Genomic DNA, 24,343 nt, shown 5'->3' with positions numbered 1-24,343 from the left:
GGGGTGCTCGTCGACGTGGTGATGGTGAGGGTGGACGAGCCGCCCGAGGTCACCGAGGCCGGGTTGAACGACGCGGTGGCGCCGGTCGGCAGGCCGCTCGCGGAGAGGCTGACGGACTGGGCCGAGCCGCTGGTGGTGGCGGTCGCGACGGTGGCGGTCACCGAGCCACCCGGCGCGGTCGAGCCGGAGGTGGGCGAGACCGAGACGGAGAAGTCGTTGGTCGGCGGCGGGTTGCTGTCGTTGACCACGTAGAGCAGCCGGTTCGGGGTGCCGGTGCCCACGTTGGTCACCACGTTCGGGGTGGCGTTGTTGACCAGGCTGTCCCGTACCTGCTGCGGGCTCCACGTCGGATTCGCCGAGAGCACGAGCGCCGCGGCGCCGGCCACGTGCGGGGAGGCCATCGAGGTGCCGCTGATGGTGTTGGTCGCGGTGTTGCCGGTGTACCAGGCGGAGGTGATGTTGACGCCCGGCGCCAGGATGTCGACGCAGGTGCCGTAGTTCGAGAAGCTCGCCGCGGCGTCGTTGTTCTGCGTGGCGCCGACGGTGATCGCCGACGCGACCCGGGCCGGGGAGTAGTTGCAGGCGTTCTGCCGGTTGCCGAAGATGTCGCCGTTGCCGGCCGCCACCGCGTACGTGATGCCGGAGTTGATGGAGTTGCTGACCGCCGTGTCGATCGAACTGTCGGCGGAACCACCGAGGCTCATGTTCGCCACCGCCGGCTTGACCGCGTTCTGGGTGACCCAGTCGATCCCGGACACCACCTGGGCGGTGGTGCCGCTGCCCTGGCAGTTGAGCACCCGGACGCCGACGAGCTGGACGCCCTTGGCCACCCCGTACGAGGAGCCGCCCACGGTGCCCGCGACGTGCGTGCCGTGGCCGTTGCAGTCGTCGGCGGAGCCCCCGTCGACCGCGTCGAAGCCGGAGACCGCCCGGCCGCCGAAGTCGTTGTGCCCGAACAGGATGCCGGTGTCGATGATGTAGGCGCGCACGTTGCTCGCCGTGTTCGGGTACGTGTACGAGCTGTTCAGCGGCAGGTTCCGCTGGTCGATCCGGTCAAGGCCCCAGGACGGCGGGTTGGTCTGCGTGCCGGCGATCGAGACGGTGCGGTTCTGCTCCACGTACGCCACGGCCGGATCGGCGGCGATCCGCGCGGCAGCCGGCGCGCCGACCCGGATCTCGAAGCCGCGCAGGGCGGCACGCCAGGTGCGAGCCGCCGTGCCGCCGTGCCGGGCGGTCAGCCGCTGTGCCGTCTCCGCGACCCGGCTGGGGGCGACCGCACTGTCCTTCAACACGACGAGGTAGCTGTCGGCGACCGCGTCGGCACCACCGGCGTTCCGGATCACTCCGCTCGGCTCGGCCGCCAGGGCGGGGCTGGCCGCCGCGACCATCGCCAGGGTGGCCAATCCGACGAGTACGGACCCGTGTGGGAGACCCATCTCCCTACCTCCCTCCGACCGGCACAGGACCGTCCGCCCGGCGGGGCACAGGCGAATCGACGCTGACCGATCAGGAAGAGGCTAGGCCCCCCGTATGAACACTGTGAACATGCCGGATGCGCCATAACGCCGATGGGATGACCCCTACGGGAGGGTGTACGGGACGAACCGGGGTGCCGCCCCGGATTCGCTGAACGGCGAACTGGGCAAGGCTGTGGACATGGACGACCATCTCACCGTTCTGCTCCCGGTCGCCGCAGTCTGGCTGGCCGCCGGCGTCGTGGCGGACGGGCTGCCCCGGCTGGACCGGGCCCGCGCCCTGCGCCGACGTACCGGATGGTTGTCCGCGCTGACCCTGACCGGCCTGCTGCTGACCGCGGCCATCCTGGTCGTGGGCCCGCAGAGCGCCGGGACGACGCCGATCGACCGGGCCGCCGCCGGCCTCACCCTCGCCGCGGCCCCCGCGCTGGTCGTCGCGGTCTGCACGCTGCGGCGGGTACGGCGGCTGCGGGCCGGTGCCGGTGCCTTCGCCGCCGCTCCGGACACCCCGGCCCCGCACGGGCTGCGGGCGGCCGCGGCCCACCCGCTGATCGGGCTCCCGCTCCAGGTCACCGCGCTCGCCGTACTCCCGGCCGTGGTCTCGGCCGCGGGCGTCGACCTGCTCGCCACGCCCGCGATGGCCGGCCCCGCCATCACCGTCGGCGCGCTCGGCGTCACCGTGATCGGGGTGCGCCACGCGCTGCGGCACAACCGGCTCGCCGAGCGGGCGATGCCGCCGGCGGCCGCCGGGTCACCGCGAGCGGCCAGTCCCCTGCACGTATAGCAGTTCGAGGATGGCCCGGGTCGCGTCGAACCAGCGGTCCAGCCAGCCGGGTGGCGGCACGCTGCCCTTCGGCGGCAACTCCATCAGCAGGCCGCGCAGCAACGGGTGGTCCACCAGGGACTCCGGCTGCTCCACCGGCCAGCCGCTCGGCGGGAACGACGGCTCGGTGAGCGGGTTCGGGTCCAGCGACGGCAGGGAGAGCGGCGACGACTGCTCCGACCCGACCGGGTCCCGGCCACCGATCTCGGTGTCGGTGGAGACCACCTCGGTGAGCACCGTGTCCCGGCGCGTCCCGCGGTACTTGCCGCCGAACCGCTCCGGCTTCCCCGGACCGTTGGTGAGATTCTCTGAACCGATCGTCGTCATCCGTCTCGCCTGCCTCGTTCGGTTGCCGATCCGTGCGGTTCAACGAGGCGGGACGGAACTGGCGACGGGTGCGCGGAACCGGCCCGGTCGGTGGGAACGAAATGGTCCCGCCCGGCCACGCTGCCGAGCGGGACCATGCTCTCGATCCGGCTCGCCGGATCAGTCCCGGACGAACACACCGTCCCGGGCGCCGGCGACGAAGGCGTGCCAGTCACCCGGGGCGAAGACCAGAGCGGGGCCCGTCCTGTCCTTCGAGTCCCGGACGCCGACCGCCCCGGTCACGTACGCGACCTCCACGCAGTTGTCACAGTTCGGCCCGCTCTTCGAGCTCTTGAACCACGTCGCCTGCGTCAGGTCCACGGGGAACTCCTTGGTCGCCACTTCCACAACGGCTCCTCTGCCAGTTTTGCGATATAAGCGATCGACTCCTCAGGGCGAATGGCCGCTGCTCGGATGTGATCGAAGATGAAGCTGTACTTCTGAAGTTCGTCGCTCTTCTCGAGGAAGAGCCCACCCGTGGCGTTCTCGGCGTACACGACATCGGGATCACTCGGTTCGGGGAAGCTGAGGATCGTGAAGGTGCCGTCCATGCCGGCGTGCGCGCCCACCTCGAAGGGCAGGACCTGCAACGTCACGTTCGGCAGTTGGGCCACCTCCACCAGCCGGTTGAGCTGGCCAAGCATCACCGCGTCGCCGCCAACCGGCCGGCTCAACACCGCCTCATCGAGCACCACCCACAGATCGACCGGATCGTCCTGCGTCAACAACGACTGGCGGCCCAGACGGACACGCACCCGTTGTTGAACCTGTTCGGCGCTGAAGTCGGGCCGGGCGGCCCGGATCATCGCGCCCGCATATTCCTCGGTCTCCAGCAGGCCCGGCACCACCTGCTGCTCGTAGGCGCGGATGGAGCTGGCCGCCGCCTCCAGCCCCACGTACGCCCCGACCAGCACCGTGCTGTACGGATGCCACCAGCCCTTCTGTCGGGCCTCGCGGGCGATCTGCACCAGCTCGTCGCTCTCCGCGCCGACCACCCCGTAGATGCGGAGCATGTCCCGCACGTCACGGGGGGTCGCGGTGGTGTGGCCGGTCTCGATCCGGGAGATCTTGGAGGCTGAGCATTCCAGCTGTTCGGCGACCACCTCGATGGTGATCCCGGCGGCCTCCCGCTGGCGGCGGAGTTCCGCACCGAGGCGGCGACGCCGGATGGTGGGACTGCGGCGTTCGGTCACGACGCCGCCCTGCGGGTTGCTGGACGGGAACGCTGGCTCCTCGCGCTCACCCGGCTACCTCCGGTCGATCGTGCCCGGTTCGACACCCGCCGGGGGCGCCACTGTCGGACGGCGGGTGATCGTTCGCGGCAGGGGGGTGGTGCCGGTCGTCGACCGGCCGCGACGGGCGAAACCGGCGTCCAGTGTGCCGGCCCGGACCTGAGGCTTCAAGCGTCCCGTTCACGTGTCCTGATCGGGTATCAGCAAAAGACGACGTGCAACTTGCATGAAGCACGTCACTGATGCACTCTGTCGGTATGGCACGGGTTACTCACCGTCTTCGCATGATCTCCGGACGTGGTGATCCCATGAGCCGGGGGACGGCGGGAGGGGAGCCGTCGCGCGCCGTGAGACCTGCCCCGGGGTGAAGACCCCGCCGCTGTACGCCAGCTTGGCTGCGGCGGCGGGAGCGGTAACCGGGAGCAGCCGGGTGATGGTCGGGTGGTGGCCCGCCACCGCGGGCAACCGCCCGACCAGCACCGACGTACCTGATCAGCCGGTCCACGAGGCACAACCCCGGCACCGGGCCGACATTTCCCCCGATCAGCTTCCGCCGGCCCGCCGGCCGGCCGAACCTTCCCAGGAGCCCATGTGCTTCCCCGCTCCGGTGACGTACTGCGCGTGACTCGCGCGGCGAGTGTCCAGTTCCTCCGACCGATCATGTTCCGGGTGATCCGGGTGCTCGACCGGCCGACCTACGACGGCTGGCTCTGGCTCGACGGCTACGAGTTGAACGCGGCGGGGGACGCGGTCAACCGGCGGTCGATCTTCGTACAACAGGCGGGGCTGCAGCAGCCTCAGGCCGCACCAGCACCGCGTCAGGACCCGGTGCGGACCCGACGCCCGGTGGTCCGAACCCCGGTCCCGGTCGGCTGACCCCGCGATTGCCCGGTCGGGGGGCGTACCGCCGCCATAGAATCGGTACGCCACCCCGGCAAACGTCTCCACCCCGCGCGTCCCGGACCCTGAACCTGGGATGGTCATGGTCAATCTGCCCGCCGCGCGGCGGCACCACCGGTCCCCAGTCGGCTACGCCTTCGGGCTCCTGGCGGTCATCGGTGCCGCGACCGTACTCGCGCTCGTGGTCCGCCACCCCGCCTTCTCCTCCACCGAGCAGTTGAGCGAACCCGTACCCGCTCCGGAGATCACCGTGGCCGGGGAGGGCACCGCGCCGGCCACCGATCCGGAGGAGGAGCCCGGTTGGGCCGGCGCTGGCGCGTTCGGCGCCGGCGCGCAACCCACCCCGGACCAGTCGGGCGGCGGCGCCGGGGAGAGCGCGCTGGCCGACCCGGCGGGCGTACGGGACACCGAGGACGTCAGCCGGTCGCTGTTCTACTCGGGGCTCCTCGGCCTCGCCATCTCGCTGGCCGGGCTGGGCCTGGTCGGGACGAGACGCCGGCAGTGGTGACGGTCAGCGGGTTGCCGTGACCGTCGGGCTGGGCCTCGGCGTGCCGGCCCCCGTCGTCTGACCGGCGGGCTCGGCCACCACGAGGGTGACCCGGTCCCCCTCGGAGATCTGCTCACCGGCCGCCGGGTCGGTCTCGATCACCGTGCCGGCCGGCTGGTCCGAGGCCCGCGTCCGCACCCGGTAGTTCACGTCGAGCCGGTCGAGGATCGCCTCGGCCGCTGCCTCGGGCAACCCGACCAGCGGCGGCATCGACAGTTGGGCGCTCGTCGGGCTGGGCGGCGTGGTCGGCGGCGAGGTGCTCGGCGCGGTGGTGGTCGGCGCGGCACTCGTCTCCGGGGCGGTACTCGGCACGGGCGAGGGCAGCGGGCCGGGTCCGGAGTTCCGCTCCGCCGCGCGGAGCGCCAGCCAGACCCCCAACCCGATCAGCGCGATCAGCACCAGCGCGAGGATGCCCAACAGAATCGGCATCCACCAGGGACGACCGGCCTGCTCCTCGGCGTACCACTCGGCGCCGGGCTCGGGGTACCCGGCCGGCCGCGGCGGCACCCCCGCCCGTCCGGACCAGGCCGGGGGGATCGGCGCGGTGGCGTCCGCCGGCCGCTGCCGCGCGGTGGCGTTCCCCTCGCCGCGGGGCATCGACCGGGTCGCGTCGGCCTCGCCGCCGGACGGCATCGACCGGGTCGCGTCGGCCTCGTCAGCACCGCCGGGAGATGGCATGGCCCGGGTCGCATCGGCGTCCCTGGCGGGTGGCTCCTGGCGGTCGTCGCTCATGGCACGTCCTTTCCCCGCCGGGCCGGGCGCCTGGCCCTCGTCGTCCACGGTATCGGTCCGGGCAACCATCGGCGGGGATCAGCCCGGCGAGCCGGCCGTCACGGCGTCGGCCGCGGGGTGCCCTCCGGGGTCGCGGCCGGCGCGTCGCCACAGGTGAGGGCGACCGGGTCGTTCCACCGCGCCGAAGCGCCGCCGACCGGGTCCTGCACGGTGACCGGACCCCGCCGGCCGGTCCGGTAGCGCGGGTACAGGCCCGCCTCGACCAGGTCGTCCGCCGCGTCGCCACAATCCTGGGCGACCAGGTCCGGCACGGACACGATCGGGGCCGGACCGGTGACCCAGAGGGTGACGGTGACCCCGCGCCGCACCGGGGTACCCGGCGCGGGCGAGGTGCGCTCGACGGAGCGGCCGGATCCGGTGCCGAAGACCAGCCGCCAGCCGAGCTTGCGGTCGCGCAACTCGCGGCGGGCCGCCACGAAGTCGGCCCCCACCACCTCGGGGACAGTCAGTCCCCCCGCGGTGGTGGTCCGCGTCGCGGTTGGACGCTCCGGCCCGGCCGTGGGCGGCTGCCCGGTCGGCGGGTCGTCGCTCGGCCCTGGCGGGGTGCTGACCGCCGCGGCCGGTGGAACCGGGTTGTCCGGCTCCCCGGCGAGCAGCCACCCGCCGCTCGCCCCGATCACGGACAGCAGGACCACCGCCAGGCCACCGCCGAGGAGCAGCCTCGTCCGATCCGGCCCCGGGCCGTCGTGCACCCCGGTCCGCCGGTCCGGGAACCCGTCGTCCGTCATCGCGTCCACCGCCCAAGTCCCCGGCGACCGTACCCGCCGCCACCAAGCCGTCACGGCGCGAAGGAGTCTGCCGTCAAGACTCGCCGCGCCGACCCTGGGACGCTACGCTCCCCGGCATGGCCAGACGGGGCTGGGGAGGATCGATCGCCACCGCGCTCGGCGTGGCCGCCGGCGCCGCGGCGGCACAGCTGGGCTTCGGCTACGGCCTGGGCATCATCAACTGGGCGCCGGCGGGCGACGCCCCGGGCGAGGCGGCCTGGGTCGCGAGCCTCGTCTGGGCCACCTGGATCTCCGCCACCTCGGTGGTGGCCGGTGCGGTCTGCGCTCATCGGTTGCGCGGGGACGACGACGAACCGGCCCGGACGCTGCGGCACCTCGGTCTGGCCGTCGCCGCCGGAGTCGGCGCGCTGATCACCGTGCTGCTGGTCGCCGTACCGGCCCGCGCCGCCCGGGTGCCGGACACCTTCTCGCCGCAGACCGTCGCCGCCGGGTACGCCGCCGTCGGGCTGCTCATCGGGCTGCTGCTGGCGATCTGGGCGCTGCACTCCCGGGCTGCCGCCAGCAACCTCGTCGCCACCACCGGTTGGCTCTGGCTGCTCGCCGTGGTGTCGGTGGTGGACGGCGTGCGCTCCGGCCGCGGCCTCGGCACCGCTCAGCTTGGCATCTGGCAGATCAGCGCGGACAGCGAGCGCTACTGGATCCGGGACTACTTCTACTGGCCGGGTGCCCTGCTCGCGCTGGGCTCCGCCGTGGTGATCGGCGCGCTGGCCGCCCGGCGTACGGCCCGGACGCTGGAGCGGCGGGTCGGGGCGGCGGCCTCCGGGGCGGCCGGGCCGATCCTCGTCGCACTGGCGTACCTGCTGGCCGTGCCGAGGCTCGCGGCGATCTCCCCGGAGCAGGTGTCGGCCCACCTGATCGCCCCGTACGCGGTGATCGCCGGGATCGGCGGCTCGGCCCTGGTCGCCGCGCTGGCCCAGCGGGCCGAACGCCGAGCCGCCGCGCTCGCCGACGTGGCGCTGCCCCGGCAGCGCACCGGCGAGCCGGACGACGTATCCGTCGGCGAACCCGGCCAGCCGGCCGCCGAGGCACCGGGCACCGCCGACACCGTGCCGGTGGACCCGAAGCCGGCATCCGGCTGGCGGCTCTTCGGGCGACGGTCGGGCGGGACGGAGTCGGCCACCGAGCCCGTGGCGGTCGCTCCTCCGGCCGGCGACCCGGTCGCGGACGCGGCCGGCCGAGGCGGGAAGCCGACCAGGTCGGGCGCGAAGCCGACGGGGCCGGACGCGGAGTCGGCCGGCATGGAGAGCGCGGGGCCGGCGCGGGCGCGCGCCACCGGCGGTCGCGGTCGGGCCATCCCGCCTCAGCGGACGCCGTCGGACTCGCCGGCCCCTGCGGACGGATCCGGCAGTGGTGGCTCCTCCGACGCCGCGCCGACGGGGGCCGGGACCACTCCGGCCGCCGGTCCGAGGAGCGACGCGACCGCTTCGGGCACCGGGCCGAAGGCCCGCCGCCGCGGCCGCTGACCGACCCGAGGCGGACGAGGCGAGGGGTCAGTCGACCGGCCAGGTGTGCACGGGCTCGTTGCTGCGCTGGAGTTCGGCGTAGCGCTGGAGCATGTGGTGCAACGCGGCGTCCCGGTCCAGGCCCCGGTGCCGCTCGGCCGCCCAGACCGTCTCGGTCTGCCAGACCGCCCCGTTGCGGCCGGTACGGCACCGCTGCTCGATGACGCCGAGCAGGCGGTCCCGCTCGGCCCGGGCGACGCCGAACCGGTCCAGGCCCTGCGCGGCCTTGGGCAGCAGGACATCGAGCACGAGTGTGGTCACCGGCACCTCGCCGAGCCGGGGCCAGTGCAGCACGGCGTTCATGCCCCGTCGGGCGGCGGCGTGGAAGTTCTCCTCGGCGGAGCTGAAGGTGAGCTGGCTCCAGATCGGACGGTCCGCCTCGGCGAGGCCGCGGGCCAGTCCGAAGTAGAAGGCGGCGTTGGCGAGCATGTCCACCACGGTCGGCCCGGCCGGCAGCACCCGGTTCTCCACCCGCAGGTGGGGGCGGCCGCCCATGATGTCGTAGACCGGCCGGTTCCACCGGTAGACGGTGCCGTTGTGCAGCCGCAGCTCGGACAGCTCGGGCACCCCGCCGGCGTGCAGCACCTCCACCGGGTCCTCGTCCTCGACGATCGGCAGCAGCGGCGGGAAGTAGCGGACGTTCTCCTCGAAGAGGTCGAAGATCGAGGTGATCCAGCGCTCGCCGAACCACACCCGGGGGCGTACGCCCTGGGCCTTGAGCTCGTCCGGCCGGGTATCGGTGGCCTGCTCGAACAGGGCGATCCGGGTCTCCGCCCAGAGCTGGCGGCCGTAGAGGAACGGCGAGTTGGCCCCGATGGCCACCTGCACGCCGGCAATGGCCTGGGACGCGTTCCAGTAGTCGGCGAAGCTGTCCGGCGCGACCTGGAGGTGGAACTGGAGGCTGGTGCAGGCGGATTCCGGGGCGATCGAGTCGTTGTGCGTCCGGAGTCGCTCGACGCCCCGGATGTCCAGTTCGATGTCCTCGCCCCGGGCACCGACGATCTGGTCGTTGAGCACCCGGTACCGCTCGTTGGTGGAGAGGTTGTCGGCGACCAGGTGGCGCTCGGTGAGGGTGGGCAGGATGCCGACCATCACGATCTTGGCGTCGGACTTGGCGGCGCGCTCGTCGGCTCGGCTGAGGCTGCTGCGCAGGTCCTGCTCGTAGTCGGCGAAGCCGGTGCCCTCGATCAGCCGGGGCGAGGCGTTCAACTCCAGGTTGAACTGCCCCAACTCGGTCTGGAAGAGCGGGTCGGCGATGTCGGCGAGGATCTGCTCGTTACGCATGGCCGGCTCGGCTGCGGAGTCGACCAGGTTCAGCTCGATCTCCAGCCCGGTCATCGGACGGTCGGCGTCGAAGCCGAAGTCGTCCAGCATCAGCGCGAAGACGTCCAGGCACCGCCGGACCTTCCGCCGGTAGCGGACCCGGTCCTCCCGGGAGAAGGCGCCCTGCTCGACGTCTCTACCCATCTGTCCTCCCGGCGCGAAGCGCAACGGAACCGTATCGTTCCGGAACGCATTGTGGAAGCATTCACGTTAGGTGCGCCCAGGCCCACCGAACCAGAGGGCCCGGCGCAGGTCTGCTCTCCTACCCAACCGCCACCCTCCGCACCGCACGAAGCCCGCGAATCGGACGTGACAATTCGCACCCGACCGGACACGCCGAACGGGCCCGCGCCGTCGGGTGACGGCACGGGCCCGTGGGGCCGTACGGGGAGGTCAGGCCTGGCGGATGGCCTCGCCCTCGATCTCGATCTTGATCTTCTTGCCGACCAGGACGCCACCGGTCTCCAGGGCGACGTTCCAGGTGAGGCCGAACGCCTCGCGGTCGATCTCGGTGCTGGCGGAGAAGCCGAAGATGTCCTGGCCGAACGGGCTACGGCCGACGCCCTCGAACTCGACCTCCAGGTCCACCGGGCGGGTGACATCCTTGATGGTCAGCTCGCCGGAGAGGATGAACTGGCTACCGTTCCGGGACTTCACGCCGGTGCTGCGGAACTCCAGGGTCGGGAACTTCTCGGCGTCCAGGAAGTCGCCGCTGCGCAGGTGCGCGTCGCGGTCGGCCATCGCGGTGTGGATGCTGGCCGCCTGGATGGTGGCGGTCACCGAGGACTGCATCGGGTCCTCCGCGACGGTGATCGTGGCGGACGCCTCGGCGAACTCGCCGCGTACCTTGCTGACCATCATGTGCCGGGCGACGAACCCGACGCGCTTGTGAGCGGCGTCCAGCAGGTAGGTGCCGGCGGCCGGGATGGTGAGGCCCTCCCAGTCGCGGGTAACCGCTTCGGTGCTGCTGGTCATGGTGCTGTCCTCCAGGGAAGATTGATTGAGTAGCCCAACGACTGACTTAGCAACTATAGGCACAGCAATATTCCCCGTGTCAAGGACTGCTAGGATGGTGGCGTGAACCAGAACGTGTTCGACGATCCCCGGATCACCGCCATCGGCCTGCTCTTCGAGGCGAGCGCCGGGCTGTCGGCCCGGTTCGCCGCCCAGTTGGAGGAGCACGGCCTCTCCTCGGTCGAGTTCGAGGTGCTGATGCGGCTCGCCCGCTCACCGGGTCACCAGCTGCGGATGACCGACCTCGCGGCGCAGACCTCGCTGTCCACCAGCGGGGTGACCCGGGTGGTGGACCGGATGGAACGCGACGGGCTGCTCCGCCGCCGGGCCTGCCCCACCGACCGGCGCAGCTCGTACGCGGTGGTCACCGCCGCCGGCCTGACCCGGCTCGACGAGACCCTGCCGGGGCACCTGCAGATCATCGAGCAGTGGTTCACCGGCCAGCTCGACCCGGCCGCCCTGGCCGCCCTCCTCGACGGCCTGCGCCGGGTCCGCGACGCGGTCCACCCGTGCGCGACCGCCGGGAGCGGCGACTCCGAGCCGCACGCCCAGCCGACCGCCGCCGACTGCTGACCCGGCGGCCGGCGAGCCGTCGACCGGGCGTACCGATCGGTCACCGGCAGAATGACCGGCAGAACCGCCGCTGTTGCGCCGCATTAACCCACAAAACCATCCAAAGCCGCCTGGCAGCCTGGATAGGCTTCGCTGCGAGCGGGGGCGCACCGGGGGGTGCCGGCGCGAGCGATGAGCGAGGGGCAACACAGGGGGCTTCTTCGCTCGCGCCACCCCGCTCCCCTCGCCGATCGCGCCCGGACACCGGGTGAGGTCACCGTCTCGGACGGGCGGCCACCAGCGCGTAGAGCAGATCCTCCTCGCGGCGCAGCAGGCTGATCCCGGTCGACCGGCGCGCCCGGTCCATCCGGTCCAGCACCGTGACGTCGGCCGTGCTCGCCGCGAGGCCCACCAGCGCCTCCACCGCGTCCCGCCGGTCCCGCCCCTCGGTGGCCGCGTCGGCCGCCGCGGCGAACCACTCGGCCGCCTGCTCGCGGTCGCCCCGGTGCAGCGCCAGGTGGCCCTCGATCAGCGCGCAGACCGCGTCCTCCGGCCGGCGGGCACGGGCCTCCATGACACCGGGCCGGTCCTCGACCGGCCGGCGCTGATCCGGCACCGGGAAGGCGGGCCGCAGCTCGGCCACCACCTCCACCGCCTCGTCCGTCCGCCCCGCCTCGGCGAGGGCCAGCCCAACCGTGCCGAGCGCCCGGCGCCGGTGCCCCGGGTCGCCCAGTTCGGCGAGGGCCGCCGCCACCCGCCGCCCCTGCTCCACGGCGTCGGCGTACCGGCCCTCCAGGCGGGCCACCTCGGCGAGGTTGACCCGGCCCAGCAGGCGGAGCCGCTGCTCGCCGCACTCGGCGGCCAGCCGGTCCACCGTGGCCAGTCGGCGGCGCGCCCCGGCCAGGTCACCCGTCCGGACGTCGTGCCAGGTGAGGTGCGTCTGCGCGACCGCCATTCCGCGTACCCGGCCGTGCCGGGCGGCCACTTCGAGCATCGCCTCGGCCTGCTCCCGGGCCTCGTCGTGCGCGCCGACGGTGGGCAGCAGCAGGCAGAGCACCGAGCGGGCCGACAGCTCGCCGGTCACCTCGCCGGCCTCCTGGAAGGCGGCCAGCGCCGACCGCGCCGCCGCCAGCTCCTCCGGCTCTGCGCCGTGCTCGGCGGCCAGGCGGGCGGCCCCGATCATCGCCCAGGCCCGCAGCACCGGGCCGGCGTCGGCGGTGCGCGGGTCGGCCAGCAACCGCCGCAGCCACCGCCGTCCGGAGACGTCCCGCCCCCGCAGCCGCCACCAGCGGGGCAGCGCCGCCGCCAGCCGCAGCGCGGTCAACGGATCGTGATCGGCGGCGTGCCCGAGGGCGGCGATGATGTCGCTGGTCGCCTCGTCCAGCAGCCGCACGGCGGCGGGCACGTCTGCGCCGACCAGGTTCGGGGCGGTACGGAGCACCAGCCCGGTGACGGCGAGGGCGTGCCGGCTCCGGATCCGGACGAGCTCGCCCTCGCCGGCGGCCTGCTCGGTGGCGAAGTCGCGTACCGCGTCGAGCAGGCGGAACCGGAACGGGCCGGTGCCCCGGACGCTGAGCAGGCCGAGTTCGCGCAGCCGGTCGAGCAGGGGCACGGCGTCCTCCCGATCGCCGCCGTCGGCGAGCAGTTCCTCGGCCAGCTCCACCGACCACCGGTTGCGGAACGCGGAGAGTCGGCGCAGCGCGGCCCGTTCCGCGGGCGCGAGCAGCCGGTAGCTGGTCGCCACCGCCTCCCGCAGGGTCACCGGGCTGGCCGGCCGCTCGGCGGGTTCCCACCCGGGGCGGCCGCCGGTGGCCAGGTCGAGGACGCGGTCGCCGTACCGGTCGAGCAGCTCGGTGACGTCGAGGATCCGGCCCCGCGCGGCCATCAACTCGATGGCCAGCGGCAGGCCACCGAGGCGACGGACCAGCGCGGCGAGCGCCGGCAGCTCCGCCGGCGTGGGCGGTTCGCGGCGCACCTGGGCGAGCCGCGCGGTGAACAGCGTGGCCGCCGGCCAGCGGGCCAGCGCCGCCGGATCCGTCGGGGTCGCCCCGACCGGCGGCACGTCGAGCGGCGCGACCGGCCGGACCAGCTCTGCGGGGAGGCCGACCGGGCGGCGGCCGGTGACCAGCACGCGCAGCGTCGGTGCGGCGGCGACCAGCGCCCGCAGCGCCTCGGCCACCGGTCCGGGCGCTCGCTCGACCGCGTCCACCAGCAGCAACGCCGGTCGGCCGGCCAGCAGGTCGGGGAGGTCGGCCAGCCGACTCACGCCGAGCACCGCGACCGAGGCGGCGAGCACGTCGGTGGCGTCGGAGCCCTCGCCGATCAGCACCCCGGCGACTCCGGCCGGATGGTCGGCGGCCACCGCGTACGCGACGCTGAGGGCGAGTGCGGTCTTGCCGACCCCGGCGAGGCCGACCAGGCTCACCATCGGGTGCTCGGCGTCGAGCAGGGCGGCCACCTCGGCGACGTCCCGGTCCCGGCCGATCAGCGGGACCGGCTGGGGCAGCGCGATCCGCGTACCCGATCGGGGGGCCGCGGCGCCGGTGACCGGGAGGTGCCGCGCGGCCGGGCCGGGAACGGCGGTCTGGGCCGGGGTCGGCCGGGCCGCGGCGAGGACCTCCTGCCGGGCGGCGCCGGTCAGCCCGAGCGCGTCGGCGAGCAGGTCGATGGTGGTGCGCTGAGGTCGCGCGGACCGACCTCGCTCCAGATCGCGGACGGTCCGCACCCCGACGCCGGCCCGGGCGGCCAACTCCGCCTGGGTGAGGCCGGCGGCGAGCCGGTGCCCACGCAGCAGGTCGGACAGACGGGTACGACCATCCGGGCTCCGCGAACGACCATGATCCGGAGTCATGGGCCCGAAGAGTACGGATCGGCTCCGACGCGTCCCAGCCGATCGTCGGCCAGCCGACCGTCCGCTGCCGATATCCGACAGACGAACGACCCGCCCGGGGCCTTGGCCGACCCGGCCGGGCCTCGCGTCACATGCCCAGGTCGCGGGCGATGACCATGCGCTGCACCTCGCTGGTGCCCTCGCCGATCTCCAGGATCTTGGCGTCCCGCCAGAAGCGGGCCACCGGGTACTCGTTCATGAAGCCGTAGCCGCCGTGGATCTGGGTCGCCTCGCGCGCGTTGTCCACCGCGACGGTGCTGGCGTGCAGCTTGGCGATCGCCGCCTGGCGCTTGAACGGCTCGCCGGCCAGCATCCGCGCGGCCGCGTCGTAGTACGCCAGCCGGGCGGTGTGCGCCTTCAACTCCATGTCGGCGATCTTGAACTGGATCGCCTGGTAGTTGCCGATCGGCTGGCCGAAGGCGTGGCGCTCCTTGGCGTACTTGATCGACTCGTCGACGCAGCCTTGGGCGAGGCCGACCGCCAGGGCGGCGATCGCGATCCGCCCCTCGTCGAGGATGCGCAGGAACTGGGCGAAGCCCCGGCCGCGCTGGCCGAGCAGGTTCTCCGCCGGAACCCGGCAGTCGTCGAAGGTCAGCTCATGGGTGTCCGAGGCGGTCCAGCCGACCTTGGAGTAGCCGGGCGCGACCGTGAAGCCGGGCGTGCCGGACGGGACGATGATGGTGGACAACTCCTTCGAGCCGTCCGGCTTCGTCCCGGTGACCGCGGTGACGGTGACCAGCACGGTGATGTCGGTGCCCGAGTTGGTGATGAACGCCTTCGAGCCGTTGATCACCCACTCGTTCGTCGACTCGTCCAGCACCGCCCGGGTCTGGGTGCCGCCGGCGTCCGAGCCGAAGCCCGGCTCGGTCAGGCCGAAGCCGGCCAGCGCCTCACCGCTGAGCAGCTTCGGCAGCCACCGCGCCTGCTGTTCCTCCGTGCCGAACCGGTAGATCGGCATCGCGCCGAGGGAGACCGCCGCCTCCAGGGTGATCGCCACGCTGGAGTCGACCCGGGCCAACTCCTCCAGGGCCAGGCAGAGCGCGAAGTAGTCGCCGCCCATGCCGCCGTGCTCCTCGGGGAAGGGCAGGCCGAACAGGCCCATCTTCCCCATCTGGCGGATGATCTCGTACGGGAAGGTGTGCTGCTCGTAGTGCTCGGCGATGGTCGGGGCGACAACCTCGCGGGCGAAGTCCCGCACGCTCTCCCGCAGCGCCTCTTGCTCCTCGCTGAGCCGGAAGTCCATCTGTTCCTCCTGTGTGGCCTGGCCGTCGGTCGCTCGTGACGTCGGGACGGCGGGTGCTGCGGTCGGTCGGGACCGGCCTCAGACCGGGGTGACGCCGTGCCGGCGCCGGGAGAAGTGCCGCTCCTTGCCACCGGCGGCGGCGAACCGGCGGACCAACTCGGCGCGCAGCTGGTGCGGCTCGACGATCGCGTCGATCACCAGCTCGCTGGCGAGCCGGACGATGTCGATGTCCCGCTCGTACTCCTCGCGCTTCGCGGCGACGAAGGCGGCCCGCTCGGTCTCGTCCTCGATCGCGGCGATCTTGTTGGCGTAGACGGCGTTGACCGCGGCCTCCGCGCCCATCACCGCGATTTTGGCGGTGGGCAGCGCGATCGTGGCGTCCGGCTCGAAGCCGGGGCCGGCCATCGCGTAGAGGCCGGCGCCATACGCCTTGCGGACCACCACGCAGATCTTGGGTACGGTCGCCTCGGAGATTGCGGTGATCATCTTGGCGCCGTGCCGGATGATGCCCTGCTTCTCCACCGCGCTGCCGACCATGAAGCCGGGCACGTCACTCAGGAACAGCAGCGGCACGTTGAACGCGTCGCAGAGCTGGACGAAGCGGGTCGCCTTGTCGGCCGAGTCGACGAAGAGCACGCCGCCCTTGAACATCGAGTTGTTGCCGACCACGCCGACGACCTCGCCGTTCAGCCGGCCGAAGCCGATGGTCAGCTCCTTGGCCCAGAGCGCCTGGATCTCGAAGAAGCTGTCCTCGTCGAGCAGGCCCTTGACGTACCGGCGCATGTCGAAGGCCTGCCGCTCGCTGGCCGGGACCAGCGCGGCCAGGTCGGCCTTCTCGGCCGCCGCGATCGGCTCGGCCTGCGGCGGCGTCTGTGTCCAGTTCGCCGGCAGGTACGACAGGTAGCGCTTGACCACGTCGAGCGCCTCGGCCTCGGTCTTGCAGAGGAAGTGCCCGACCCCGGACTCGGCGCAGTGCACCTTGGCCCCGCCCATCGCCTCCAGGGTGGTCTTCTCGCCGGTGACCATCTCGACCATCCGGTCGGAGCCGAGGTACATGCTGGCGTTGCCGTCCACCATGGCCACCACGTCACAGAACGCCGGGATGTACGCCCCGCCCGCCGCGCTCGGCCCGAACAGGGCGCAGACCTGCGGGATGGCGCCGGAGGCGCGGACCTGGTTCCAGAAGATCTTGCCGGCGCCGCGCCGGCCCGGGAAGAGCTCTACCTGGTCGGTGATCCGGGCGCCGGCCGAGTCGACCAGGTAGACCATCGGGACGCCCGTGGTGTACGCCCGCTCGATGATCCGGATGATCTTCTCGACGGTGCGCGCGCCCCAGCTGCCCGCCTTGACCGTGGAGTCGTTTGCCATCAGGCAGACCGGGCGGCCGTCGATGGTGGCGGTGCCGGTGACCACGCCGTCGGCGGGCAGCCCCTCGGCCATCGCATTGGCATAGAGGCCGTCCTCGACGAAGGAGCCCTCGTCGACCAGGAGCGCGACCCGTTCGCGGGCGAAGAGCTTGCCCTTGGCGGCGTTCGCCGCGTGGTACTTGTCCGCACCGCCCGCCTTGGCGCGCTTGCGCAGCTGCTCCAGGGCCTCACCGTCGAGCGTCACGCCGACTCCCATTGCCACCGGCCGCCTCGTGAGCGCGCCGACCGACCTGAACGATCGTTAGGCTAGCGCATCCACGCCCCCTCCGGCGAGCGACCGGGCCGCGGTGCCCGGAGCGGCCATCAGCGGCGCGGCCCGGGGTCAGCCGGTGAGGGCGTCGGCGAGTGCCAGCACCCCCGCCCGCAGCCGCTCGTCACCCAACTCGTCCCGCACCCCGCGTACGTGCTCGGCGGCGAGGGGGGCCAGCAGGGTGTGCGCGTCGGCCGCCGGGTCCTCGCGCCCGGCCAGCAGGAGCGTCACGTGTTGGTGCCAGAACCGGTAGGCACCGATCCGGTAGCGCCCGCCCGGCGAGGCGGTTTCCGACATCAGGACGAGGTCGAGATTGGCGAGCAGGTAGTCGAGGTAGGCGTCGACGAACGCCCGGAGCCGGCCGCGCGGGAAGGGTGCCTCGCCGGCCGGGCCGGGCCCGAGCGGGGCCGGGCCGAAGAGGATCGCTTCCTGGAGTGCGCGTTCCTGCTGATCGAGGAGCGCCACGGCCAGGCCCGCCTTGTCACCGAACCGGCGGAACAGCGTTCCCTTGCCGACTCCGGCGGCGGCGGCCACCGCGTCCATCGAGACCGCCTCCACCCCGCGCTCCTGGAAGAGCGCGGCAGCCGCGTCCAGGACGGCCGCCCGGTTGCGCGCCGCGTCGGCCCGCTCGCGCGGGGGTGCGGTACGCAACAACAGCAGTTCCGCCGGAGGGGTGGCGGAAACGGACTGCGGTCCGCTAACGTTCCGAGGCATAACCGGACTCTAGTCCATTTACCGTGGAGGTTGCCATGACCACCCTCATCACCCGGGACGGACTGCGCGCCGCGATCGACGCCGGCACCGTGACCGTCGTCGACGCGCTCGGCGGGGAGTACTACGTCCAGCAGCACCTTCCCGGCGCGATCCCGCTGATCGAGGCCGAGGTGGCCGAGCGGGCCGCCGCGCTCCTGCCGGACCGGACCGCCGCCATCGTCACGTACTGCTCGAACCCGAGCTGCCCGAACAGCGGCCGGGTCGCCGACCGCCTCACCGCCCTCGGCTACACCAACGTCCGCAAGTACGCCGCGGGCATCGAGGACTGGGTGACCGCCGGCCTTCCCATCGAGACCGGCGCCCTCACCCACTGACCCGCGCCAACGTCGCACGCCGGGGCGAGCCCTGACGATCAGGAGGTTCGCGTCCGTCCCGAGTCGGGTACCGGACGCGAACCTCCTGATCGGCGCTCAGCAGACCCGAGCTCAGGCGGGTATCGGGGTGAGGCGGGTACGCGGGCCGGCCCGCAGCACGCCGGACGGGAGCTTCTTCCCGACCAGCTCCTCGGCCAGCTCGGCCGCCTCGATCAGGGCGTCCAGGTCGATCCCGGTGTCGATGCCCATGTCGTGCAGCATGTGCACGGCCTCCTCGGTGGCCAGGTTGCCGCTGGCCCCCGGGGCGTACGGGCAGCCACCCAGGCCACCCACGCTGGCGTCGAACTCGGTGATGCCCAGCTCCATGGCGGTCAGCACGTTCGCCAGGGCGGTGCCCCGGGTGTTGTGGAAGTGCAGCAGCACCGGGATGTGGGCGTTCCGGTCGCGGACCGCGGTGACCAGCTCACGGACCCGGCGGGGCGTACCCATGCCGGTGGTGTCGCCGAACGCCACCCGGTCGGCGCCGTCCCGGACCACCCGGTCGACGATGCCCGCCACCCGCTGCGGGTCGACGTCCCCCTCGTACGGGCAGCCGAAGCTGGTCGCCACGATCACCTCGGCCCGCGCGCCCGCGCCGTGCAGCAGGTTTATCAGCTCGGCGATGTCGTCCAGGGACTCCTCGGTCGAGCGGTTGACGTTGCGCCGGTTGTGCGTGTCGCTGGCCGACACCACCACCTCGATCTCGGTGAAGCCGGCGGCGAGGGCTCGCTGCGCGCCGCGGCTGTTCGGCACCAGCGCCGAGTACCGCACCCCGTCGGCCTTCGTGGCCCGCTGCCACACCTCGTCGGCGTCGGCCATCTGCGGGATCGCCTTCGGGTGCACGAAGGAGACGGCCTCGATCCGCTTGACGCCGGTACGCGACAGCGCGTCAAGCAGTCGTACCTTGGCGTCGGTCGGGATCGGGTCCTCGTTCTGGAGTCCGTCCCGCGGCCCGACCTCCCGGATGGAGACGAAGTCCGGCAGTTCCGCCATAAGGGGTCACCTCACTGTGACGGTGTTACGTGATGGGTGCCCTCCAGCATGTCACCCGGGAGGTGTGCGCGAGAGTCGCACACCTCCCGAACGGGTGGTCAGCGCATCCGCGAGACGATGCCCGTGTCGTAGTCGCCGGAGAGGAACTCCGGGTTCTCCAGCAGCTCGGCGAAGAACGGCAGGTTGTTCTTCGGGCCGGCGATCTCGAACTGGGCCACCGCGGCCTTCGCCCGCTCCACCGCCTCCTCACGGGTGGCCCCGCTGACGATCAGCTTCGCCATCAGGCTGTCGTAGAACGGGGTGACCGGGTTGCCGGCGACGTAGCCGGAGTCGACACGGACGCCCGCGCCGGCCGGCTCGTTCCAGGTGGTGATCGCGCCGGGGCCGGGGAGGAAGCGCTTCGGGTCCTCGGCGTTGATCCGCAGCTCGATGGCGTGCCCGTGCGGCGCGAGCGCGTCCGGGTCGAAGGTCGGGGCCAGGCCGGCGGCCACCCGCAGCTGCTCCTCGACCAGGTCGACGCCGTAGACGTACTCGGTGACCGGGTGCTCGACCTGGAGCCGGGTGTTCATCTCCAGGAAGAAGAACTCCTGCGTGGAGGGGTCGAGCAGGCACTCCACCGTACCGGCGTTGCGGTAGTTGACCGCCTCGCCGGCCCGCACGGCGGCGGCCAGGAAACGCTCACGCAGCTCCGGCGAGACCGCCGGGGACGGGGACTCCTCGACCAGCTTCTGGTTGCGCCGCTGCACCGAGCACTCCCGCTCACCGAGGGCCACCACCCGGCCGTCGGCCAGGCCGAGGATCTGCACCTCGACATGGCGTACCCGGGGGAAGTAGCGCTCGATCAGCACCGAGCCGTCGCCGAACATCCGCTCGGCGAACGAGCGGACCTTGTCGTACTCGGTGCGCAGCGCGGCCTCGTCGGTGGCCACGCTCATGCCCATGCCGCCGCCCCCGGCCGCGGCCTTGACCATCACCGGGTAGCCGATCTCCGCAGCGGCGGCGACCGCCGCGTCCAGGTCGGCCGCCGGGTCGGTGGTGCCGGGCGCGACCGGGACGCCGGCCGCGGCCATCAGGTTCCGGGCGTTGATCTTGTCGCCCATCGCGGTGATCGCGTCCGCGCCAGGTCCGACCCAGATCAGGCCGCTGGCCTCGACGGTACGGGCGAAGTCCGCGTTCTCCGACAGGAAGCCGTAGCCGGGGTGGATCGCCTGGGCGCCGGTCGACTTGGCGGCGGCGAGGATCGCCGCCACGTTCCGGTAGCTCTGCGCCGGGTTGGCCGGGCCGACGCAGACCGCCTCGTCGGCCTCGGTCACGAACGGCAGGCCGGCGTCGGCCTCCGAGTGCACCGCGATCGCACGGATCCCGAGCCGCTTGGCGGTACGGATGATCCGGCGGGCGATCTCGCCCCGGTTGGCGACCAGCAGCGACTCGATCATGTTTCCTCCCGGCGTCCAAGGATTGGGACGGCTGTCAGGTAACCATGAGCCGCCGATCACCCACGAGTCGCCCCGGCGCGTGACGCGGGATGAGCTGATCAGGCGGGATCGGTGGGGGCCAGCAGGGCGGCGAGGGTGGCGCCGCGTAGCAGCTCGGCCCGGCGGCGGCGGTCCACCTCGCCGCCGAGAAACGGGGTGGAGTTCATCAGGCCGAAGGCCGCGTGGGCGAGGACCCGCGCCTCGCCGTCCGGCAGCCCCGGGTGCAGCGCAGTCAACACCGTGACCCACTCCTCGACGTACAGCCGCTGGAGCCGGCGGATCCGCCGGCGCGGCTCGTCGGGGAGCCGGTCCAGCTCGTGCAGGTGCAGGGCGATCACGGCCGGGTTGGCCAGCGCGAAGTCGACGTGGAAGTCGATCAGCGACTCCAGCGTGCCGCGCGGATCGTCGGGATGGTTGGCGGCCCGCTCCCGGCCGCCCGCGAGCAGCCCCTCGCTGACCGGGATCAGCGCGGCGACCAGCATGGCCTCCTTGCCGGCGAAGTGGTGGTAGAGCGCCGGACCGGTCACCCCGGCAGCGGCGCCGATGTCGTCCATCGACACGCCGTGGTAGCCACGGGCGGCGAAGAGTCCGACCGCGATCTCCAGGATTTCGTCCCGCCGGGACCGGCGTCGGCCCGCACCCGTCGCGCTGTTCGCCGCACCCCGCGCCTGCTGTTCCACCGCCACCGGGCCAGCCTAGACCTCACCCGCGACGCCGGTGGAGTCCCGGTTACCCGCCGGTTGCCTCAGGTCCGACCATCGGGACGCCGATCGGGTCAGTCGTCCTCGATGCCGTGTTCGGCGCGGATCTTCGCCGCCTCGGCGGGGCGGTCGAGGTCGTCCAGGGCCCGGGCCAGGAGCCAGGCGGCCTGGGTGGCCGGGCGGGAACCACCGGGCAGCCCGCCGAGAACGTGCCGCAGCAGGCGTTCCGCCTCCGCCGGCCGGCCGTCCCGCAGCAGCAGCTCCCCGGTGAAGACCTCGACCTGCGCCGCCTCACCGAACGCCTCGATCGACCGGAGCCGGTCCGGCACCCCGGCCACCCGCTCCAGCGCGGCGGTCAGCCGGTCCTCGGCGGTCAGCACCCGGGCCACCGCGTCGGCGGCCATCGCCCGCTCGTATGTCACCACGGGCGGCTCGTCGGGCCGGGAGGCGAGCGCCCCGGCGGCCGCGTCGACCACCTCGATCGCGGCGACCGCCGCCGGCAGGTCACCGGACCAGTGCAGGGCGAGCAGCTCCCGCCGCCGGGCCCGCAGCTCGTCCACCGGGTGCCCGGCCAGCCGGTACGCGGACGCCGCCGCTGCGAACCGCTGCGCCGCGACGGCGTCCCGGTCCGCGTCGTAGAGGATCCCGCCGGCCTCCTCCAGCACCTGACCCCGGTGCGGAAGATTGTCCGGCCCGTCCAGGTTCTCGGCGAGCTGGTCGAGCAGGGCGAGCGCCGGGTCGATCTCGCCGAGTCCCTGGTAGACGCCGGCCAGCAGGTGCCGGCACCGGTCCGCCTCGGCCTGGGCGCCGGCCCGGTCCAGCCCGAGCACCGCCTCCTCGGCCACCTCGGCGGCCTCGCCGAGCCGCCCGGCCAGCCGGTAGGCGTTCGCCAGCTCCCAGCGGAGCAGCGCGTCCCCCGGCAGCCCCTGCTCGACGCAGAGGGTGACCGCCTCGGCAAGGTCGTCCACCGCCTCGGCGGCCCGGTCGGCGGCGAGCAGCGCCCGACCCCGGGTGACCCGCACCGGCAGCCGCGCCCCCGCCGGGGCGGACGCCAACGCCTCGTCGCAGGCGGCGACGGCCTCGGCCGGATCGTCCGCCGACCGGGCGTGCGCCAGGCAGGCGGCGGTCAGCAGCTCGCCGTCACCCAACTCCCGGATGCACCGGCGGGCGTGCGCCGCGGCCTCGCGGAACTCCTCGGCCCGGGCCAACTGCTCCAGCACGTGCGTCCGGTGCAGCGCCACCCGGCCCGCCAGCCACGGGTCGACGTCCGCCTCGGCGGCGGCTCGGTCCAGCGCGTCGAGCGCGTCCGCCCACCGCTCCCGGTGCACGTACGCCAGGGCCAGCCGATCCTGGGCGGCGGCGCGCTCCCGCTGGGAGCCGTGGGCAGCGAGGTGGCCGGCGGACTCCCGCGCCAGCGCCAGCCCCGCCTCGGCGCCCTCTTCGGTCGTGCAGAGCAGGCTGCCCAGCCGGCCGGCCACCACCTGCGCCCGGACCGGGTCCGGCACCTCCCGCCAGGCGGCCAGGGCGGCCCGGTTGGCCTCGATCGCCGCCCCCACCTCGTCGCCGTCGCCCTCGTTCAGCTCGCCGGCGCGCAGCTCCAGCCGCCAGGCCCGGGTGGCCGCGGGCAGGTCGGCGTCGGCGTACCGCTCGTCGTACGCCCGGAGCACGGCGACCAGGCCGTCGCGCCGGTGCGTGCGCCAGCAGTCGTCCGCCAGCGCCAGCAGCTCGTCAGCGGTGGCCTGGGCCGGGACGGTGACCGGCAACGGCGCGGCGGGGGTCGACCCACCGCTGCGCGGTGCCGGCACCGGCCGGCGGCGCAGGCTGGCGGAGAGCGGCAGGTGCTCGCCGACCGGCTCGGCGGCGAGCCGCCGGGCGATCAGCCCGGACTGGTACGCCGTGCCGTTGCGCACGTCGAAGCGGGCGGCCAGCGCGGTGGCGGTGCCGGCCAGCTCCTCGGCGAGCGCACCCACCGGCACATCAGCGGCCGGGCGGTCACCGGACGCCCGCCGGTGCACGGTCAGCTCGCCGGGCACCTGGCGCAGCGCCGCCGAGGCGGTGGCCGCGAAGTGCATGGCGGCGGCCGGCGTGGGTGCCCGGTCCAGCCAGTCGAGGTGCCGTTCGACCAGCTCCAGGGCGCGCGCCTCGTTGCCGGTGACCGTGCAGAACTCGACGTGGTCGGCGATCTCCCACAGGTCGGAGAGGCGCCCGCGCAGCCGCCGGTACGCCTCCCGGTGCGCGTTCCGCGCGGCGTCGGCCCGGCCGGTCTCCCGGTAGGGCGTGAGCAGCGCGGTGAGGATCGCCTGCGGCTGCTCGGTGCAGCTCAGCCGGCCGACGAGCACCGGCTCGGCCAGCGCCACCGCCTCCTCGTGCCGGCCGCTGCGGGCCAGGTGCTCGACCTGGGTGGTCGGGTCGCAGCCGGCGCAGTCGGAGAGGGCGTCGCGGGGCGTGGTCATCCAGCGGCGGTACCACTCCGCCGCCTCCTCCGCCGCGCCGAGGTGCGCGGCGACCAGGTAGCGGTGCTTGTGGACGGCCTGGAGGGTGTGCCCCGACTCCCGGTAGCGCCGTTCCATGTCGTCGAGCACGGCGTAGGTGCGGTCGAGCGGCAGCTCGGGGAACTTCAGCATGGCGGTGACCATGTACTTGAAGAACCAGAGCAGCTGGTGGGTGTAGCGCTGGTGGTAGGGCTGCGGGTCGCGGTCGTACTCGCCGAGGCACCAGGAGAAGGTGACGAAGGACTTGGCCGGCTCACCGCCGTAGACGTACGCGGTGGTGCCGATGATCCGGGCGGCGAAGGCGAGGTGCCGGTCGTCACTCGCGTCGGCCCGGCGCAGCAGCTGCTCCAGCGCGGCGACCTGCCCCGGGCCGTACGGCATGTTGTCGATCTCGGAAAGCATCCGCCAGAGGTCGTCGTCGCTCACGCCGC

22 protein-coding genes are annotated in these 24,343 nt (G+C 73.5%); 6 read left to right on the top strand and 16 right to left on the bottom strand.

All coding sequences use genetic code 11. The features are described 5' to 3' along the window. Positions 1-1,436 (bottom strand): S8 family peptidase (locus tag ACFYOS_RS09000; protein ID WP_387137314.1); only part of this gene is annotated, 1,436 nt, incomplete at its 3' end. A 220-nt stretch (positions 1,437-1,656) separates the two neighbouring features. On the opposite strand from ACFYOS_RS09000, the gene ACFYOS_RS08995 reads away from it, so the two are divergent. Continuing rightward, a complete protein-coding gene (locus tag ACFYOS_RS08995) occupies positions 1,657-2,259 on the top strand; it encodes a hypothetical protein (protein WP_387137311.1) in 603 nt (200 codons plus the stop codon). Here the strand turns inward: ACFYOS_RS08995 and ACFYOS_RS08990 are convergent. From ACFYOS_RS08990 to ACFYOS_RS08980, 3 genes are all read right to left on the bottom strand, one after another. Beyond that, the gene (locus ACFYOS_RS08990; RefSeq protein ID WP_387137308.1) at positions 2,227-2,625 is read right to left on the bottom strand and encodes a hypothetical protein; all 399 of its coding nucleotides are present in this window, start codon (positions 2,623-2,625) and stop codon (positions 2,227-2,229) included. The genes ACFYOS_RS08995 and ACFYOS_RS08990 overlap by 33 nt on opposite strands. 159 nt (positions 2,626-2,784) lie before the next feature. Further along, entirely contained in the window at positions 2,785-3,006 is a 222-nt protein-coding gene (locus ACFYOS_RS08985) for a DUF397 domain-containing protein (RefSeq protein WP_387137343.1), read from the bottom strand. After that, a complete protein-coding gene (locus ACFYOS_RS08980; RefSeq protein WP_387137305.1) occupies positions 2,976-3,857 on the bottom strand; it encodes a helix-turn-helix domain-containing protein in 882 nt (293 codons plus the stop codon). The genes ACFYOS_RS08985 and ACFYOS_RS08980 overlap by 31 nt, the downstream gene beginning before the upstream one ends. A gap of 630 nt (positions 3,858-4,487) precedes the next feature. On the opposite strand from ACFYOS_RS08980, the gene ACFYOS_RS08975 reads away from it, so the two are divergent. Beyond that, on the top strand, positions 4,488-4,772 hold the full coding sequence (locus ACFYOS_RS08975; protein WP_387137302.1) for a hypothetical protein: 285 nt from the start codon (positions 4,488-4,490) through the stop codon (positions 4,770-4,772). Between the two features lie 100 nt (positions 4,773-4,872). After that, the gene (locus ACFYOS_RS08970; RefSeq protein ID WP_387137300.1) at positions 4,873-5,304 is read left to right on the top strand and encodes a hypothetical protein; all 432 of its coding nucleotides are present in this window, start codon (positions 4,873-4,875) and stop codon (positions 5,302-5,304) included. A gap of 3 nt (positions 5,305-5,307) precedes the next feature. Here ACFYOS_RS08970 and ACFYOS_RS08965 read toward each other — a convergent pair whose 3' ends face one another. Together ACFYOS_RS08965 and ACFYOS_RS08960 are read right to left on the bottom strand one after the other, a co-directional pair. Further along, positions 5,308-6,075: a PASTA domain-containing protein gene (locus ACFYOS_RS08965; protein ID WP_387137297.1), complete on the bottom strand. Its 768-nt coding sequence runs from the start codon at positions 6,073-6,075 to the stop codon at positions 5,308-5,310. Positions 6,076-6,173: 98 nt separating this feature from the next. After that, on the bottom strand, positions 6,174-6,863 hold the full coding sequence (locus ACFYOS_RS08960) for a PASTA domain-containing protein (RefSeq protein ID WP_387137294.1): 690 nt from the start codon (positions 6,861-6,863) through the stop codon (positions 6,174-6,176). Between the two features lie 116 nt (positions 6,864-6,979). Between ACFYOS_RS08960 and ACFYOS_RS08955 the strand changes: the two genes are divergently transcribed. After that, positions 6,980-8,386: a hypothetical protein gene (locus tag ACFYOS_RS08955; RefSeq protein WP_387137291.1), complete on the top strand. Its 1,407-nt coding sequence runs from the start codon at positions 6,980-6,982 to the stop codon at positions 8,384-8,386. A 27-nt stretch (positions 8,387-8,413) separates the two neighbouring features. On the opposite strand, the gene ACFYOS_RS08950 is transcribed toward ACFYOS_RS08955, so the two are convergent. Then, positions 8,414-9,892: a glutamate--cysteine ligase gene (locus ACFYOS_RS08950; protein ID WP_387137288.1), complete on the bottom strand. Its 1,479-nt coding sequence runs from the start codon at positions 9,890-9,892 to the stop codon at positions 8,414-8,416. Positions 9,893-10,141: 249 nt separating this feature from the next. Further along, entirely contained in the window at positions 10,142-10,723 is a 582-nt protein-coding gene (locus ACFYOS_RS08945) for a YceI family protein (protein ID WP_387137285.1), read from the bottom strand. A 102-nt stretch (positions 10,724-10,825) separates the two neighbouring features. Here ACFYOS_RS08945 and ACFYOS_RS08940 point away from each other — a divergent pair, with 102 nt between their 5' ends. Beyond that, complete coding sequence (locus ACFYOS_RS08940) at positions 10,826-11,335, top strand: MarR family winged helix-turn-helix transcriptional regulator (RefSeq protein ID WP_387137282.1); 510 nt, start codon at positions 10,826-10,828, stop codon at positions 11,333-11,335. Between the two features lie 253 nt (positions 11,336-11,588). Here ACFYOS_RS08940 and ACFYOS_RS08935 read toward each other — a convergent pair whose 3' ends face one another. The 4 genes from ACFYOS_RS08935 to ACFYOS_RS08920 form a co-directional block, all read right to left on the bottom strand. Beyond that, on the bottom strand, positions 11,589-14,165 hold the full coding sequence (locus ACFYOS_RS08935) for an ATP-binding protein (protein ID WP_387137279.1): 2,577 nt from the start codon (positions 14,163-14,165) through the stop codon (positions 11,589-11,591). Between the two features lie 127 nt (positions 14,166-14,292). Further along, positions 14,293-15,447, bottom strand: coding sequence for an acyl-CoA dehydrogenase family protein (locus ACFYOS_RS08930; RefSeq protein ID WP_387137276.1), 1,155 nt, complete (start codon positions 15,445-15,447; stop codon positions 14,293-14,295). Between the two features lie 78 nt (positions 15,448-15,525). Beyond that, positions 15,526-17,058, bottom strand: a complete 1,533-nt coding sequence (locus tag ACFYOS_RS08925; protein WP_387137273.1) for an acyl-CoA carboxylase subunit beta — start codon at positions 17,056-17,058, stop codon at positions 15,526-15,528. A gap of 138 nt (positions 17,059-17,196) precedes the next feature. Next, positions 17,197-17,838, bottom strand: coding sequence for a TetR/AcrR family transcriptional regulator (locus tag ACFYOS_RS08920; RefSeq protein ID WP_387137270.1), 642 nt, complete (start codon positions 17,836-17,838; stop codon positions 17,197-17,199). 35 nt (positions 17,839-17,873) lie between these two features. On the opposite strand from ACFYOS_RS08920, the gene ACFYOS_RS08915 reads away from it, so the two are divergent. Then, positions 17,874-18,212 carry a rhodanese-like domain-containing protein gene (locus ACFYOS_RS08915; RefSeq protein ID WP_387137267.1) on the top strand — a complete coding sequence of 113 codons (339 nt, stop codon included), beginning with the start codon at positions 17,874-17,876 and terminating at the stop codon, positions 18,210-18,212. Positions 18,213-18,323: 111 nt separating this feature from the next. Here the strand turns inward: ACFYOS_RS08915 and ACFYOS_RS08910 are convergent, their stop codons facing one another. The 4 genes from ACFYOS_RS08910 to ACFYOS_RS08895 form a co-directional block, all read right to left on the bottom strand. After that, positions 18,324-19,244, bottom strand: coding sequence for a hydroxymethylglutaryl-CoA lyase (locus ACFYOS_RS08910; RefSeq protein ID WP_387137264.1), 921 nt, complete (start codon positions 19,242-19,244; stop codon positions 18,324-18,326). Between the two features lie 98 nt (positions 19,245-19,342). Continuing rightward, positions 19,343-20,680: an acetyl/propionyl/methylcrotonyl-CoA carboxylase subunit alpha gene (locus ACFYOS_RS08905; protein ID WP_387137261.1), complete on the bottom strand. Its 1,338-nt coding sequence runs from the start codon at positions 20,678-20,680 to the stop codon at positions 19,343-19,345. 98 nt (positions 20,681-20,778) lie between these two features. After that, positions 20,779-21,405, bottom strand: a complete 627-nt coding sequence (locus ACFYOS_RS08900; RefSeq protein ID WP_387137258.1) for a TetR/AcrR family transcriptional regulator — start codon at positions 21,403-21,405, stop codon at positions 20,779-20,781. Positions 21,406-21,494: 89 nt separating this feature from the next. Continuing rightward, on the bottom strand, positions 21,495-24,338 hold the full coding sequence (locus ACFYOS_RS08895) for a hypothetical protein (RefSeq protein ID WP_387137255.1): 2,844 nt from the start codon (positions 24,336-24,338) through the stop codon (positions 21,495-21,497). Positions 24,339-24,343 lie beyond the last annotated feature (5 nt).

It is taken from the genome of Micromonospora sp. NPDC005806, assembly GCF_042871425.1.
Classification (GTDB): domain Bacteria; phylum Actinomycetota; class Actinomycetes; order Mycobacteriales; family Micromonosporaceae; genus Micromonospora.
Note: the sequence above shows the minus strand (reverse complement) of the source record. Positions and strands in the feature narration are given on the sequence as shown.

Coding starts and splice junctions, on each gene's coding strand:
- ACFYOS_RS08995 (WP_387137311.1), top strand. CDS start 1,657: ATGGACGACCATCTCACCGTTCTGCTCCCGGTCGCCGCAGTCTGGCTG.
- ACFYOS_RS08990 (WP_387137308.1), bottom strand. CDS start 2,625: ATGACGACGATCGGTTCAGAGAATCTCACCAACGGTCCGGGGAAGCCG.
- ACFYOS_RS08970 (WP_387137300.1), top strand. CDS start 4,873: ATGGTCATGGTCAATCTGCCCGCCGCGCGGCGGCACCACCGGTCCCCA.
- ACFYOS_RS08965 (WP_387137297.1), bottom strand. CDS start 6,075: ATGAGCGACGACCGCCAGGAGCCACCCGCCAGGGACGCCGATGCGACC.
- ACFYOS_RS08960 (WP_387137294.1), bottom strand. CDS start 6,863: ATGACGGACGACGGGTTCCCGGACCGGCGGACCGGGGTGCACGACGGC.
- ACFYOS_RS08955 (WP_387137291.1), top strand. CDS start 6,980: ATGGCCAGACGGGGCTGGGGAGGATCGATCGCCACCGCGCTCGGCGTG.
- ACFYOS_RS08950 (WP_387137288.1), bottom strand. CDS start 9,892: ATGGGTAGAGACGTCGAGCAGGGCGCCTTCTCCCGGGAGGACCGGGTC.
- ACFYOS_RS08945 (WP_387137285.1), bottom strand. CDS start 10,723: ATGACCAGCAGCACCGAAGCGGTTACCCGCGACTGGGAGGGCCTCACC.
- ACFYOS_RS08935 (WP_387137279.1), bottom strand. CDS start 14,165: ATGACTCCGGATCATGGTCGTTCGCGGAGCCCGGATGGTCGTACCCGT.
- ACFYOS_RS08930 (WP_387137276.1), bottom strand. CDS start 15,447: ATGGACTTCCGGCTCAGCGAGGAGCAAGAGGCGCTGCGGGAGAGCGTG.
- ACFYOS_RS08920 (WP_387137270.1), bottom strand. CDS start 17,838: ATGCCTCGGAACGTTAGCGGACCGCAGTCCGTTTCCGCCACCCCTCCG.
- ACFYOS_RS08915 (WP_387137267.1), top strand. CDS start 17,874: ATGACCACCCTCATCACCCGGGACGGACTGCGCGCCGCGATCGACGCC.
- ACFYOS_RS08910 (WP_387137264.1), bottom strand. CDS start 19,244: ATGGCGGAACTGCCGGACTTCGTCTCCATCCGGGAGGTCGGGCCGCGG.
- ACFYOS_RS08905 (WP_387137261.1), bottom strand. CDS start 20,680: ATGATCGAGTCGCTGCTGGTCGCCAACCGGGGCGAGATCGCCCGCCGG.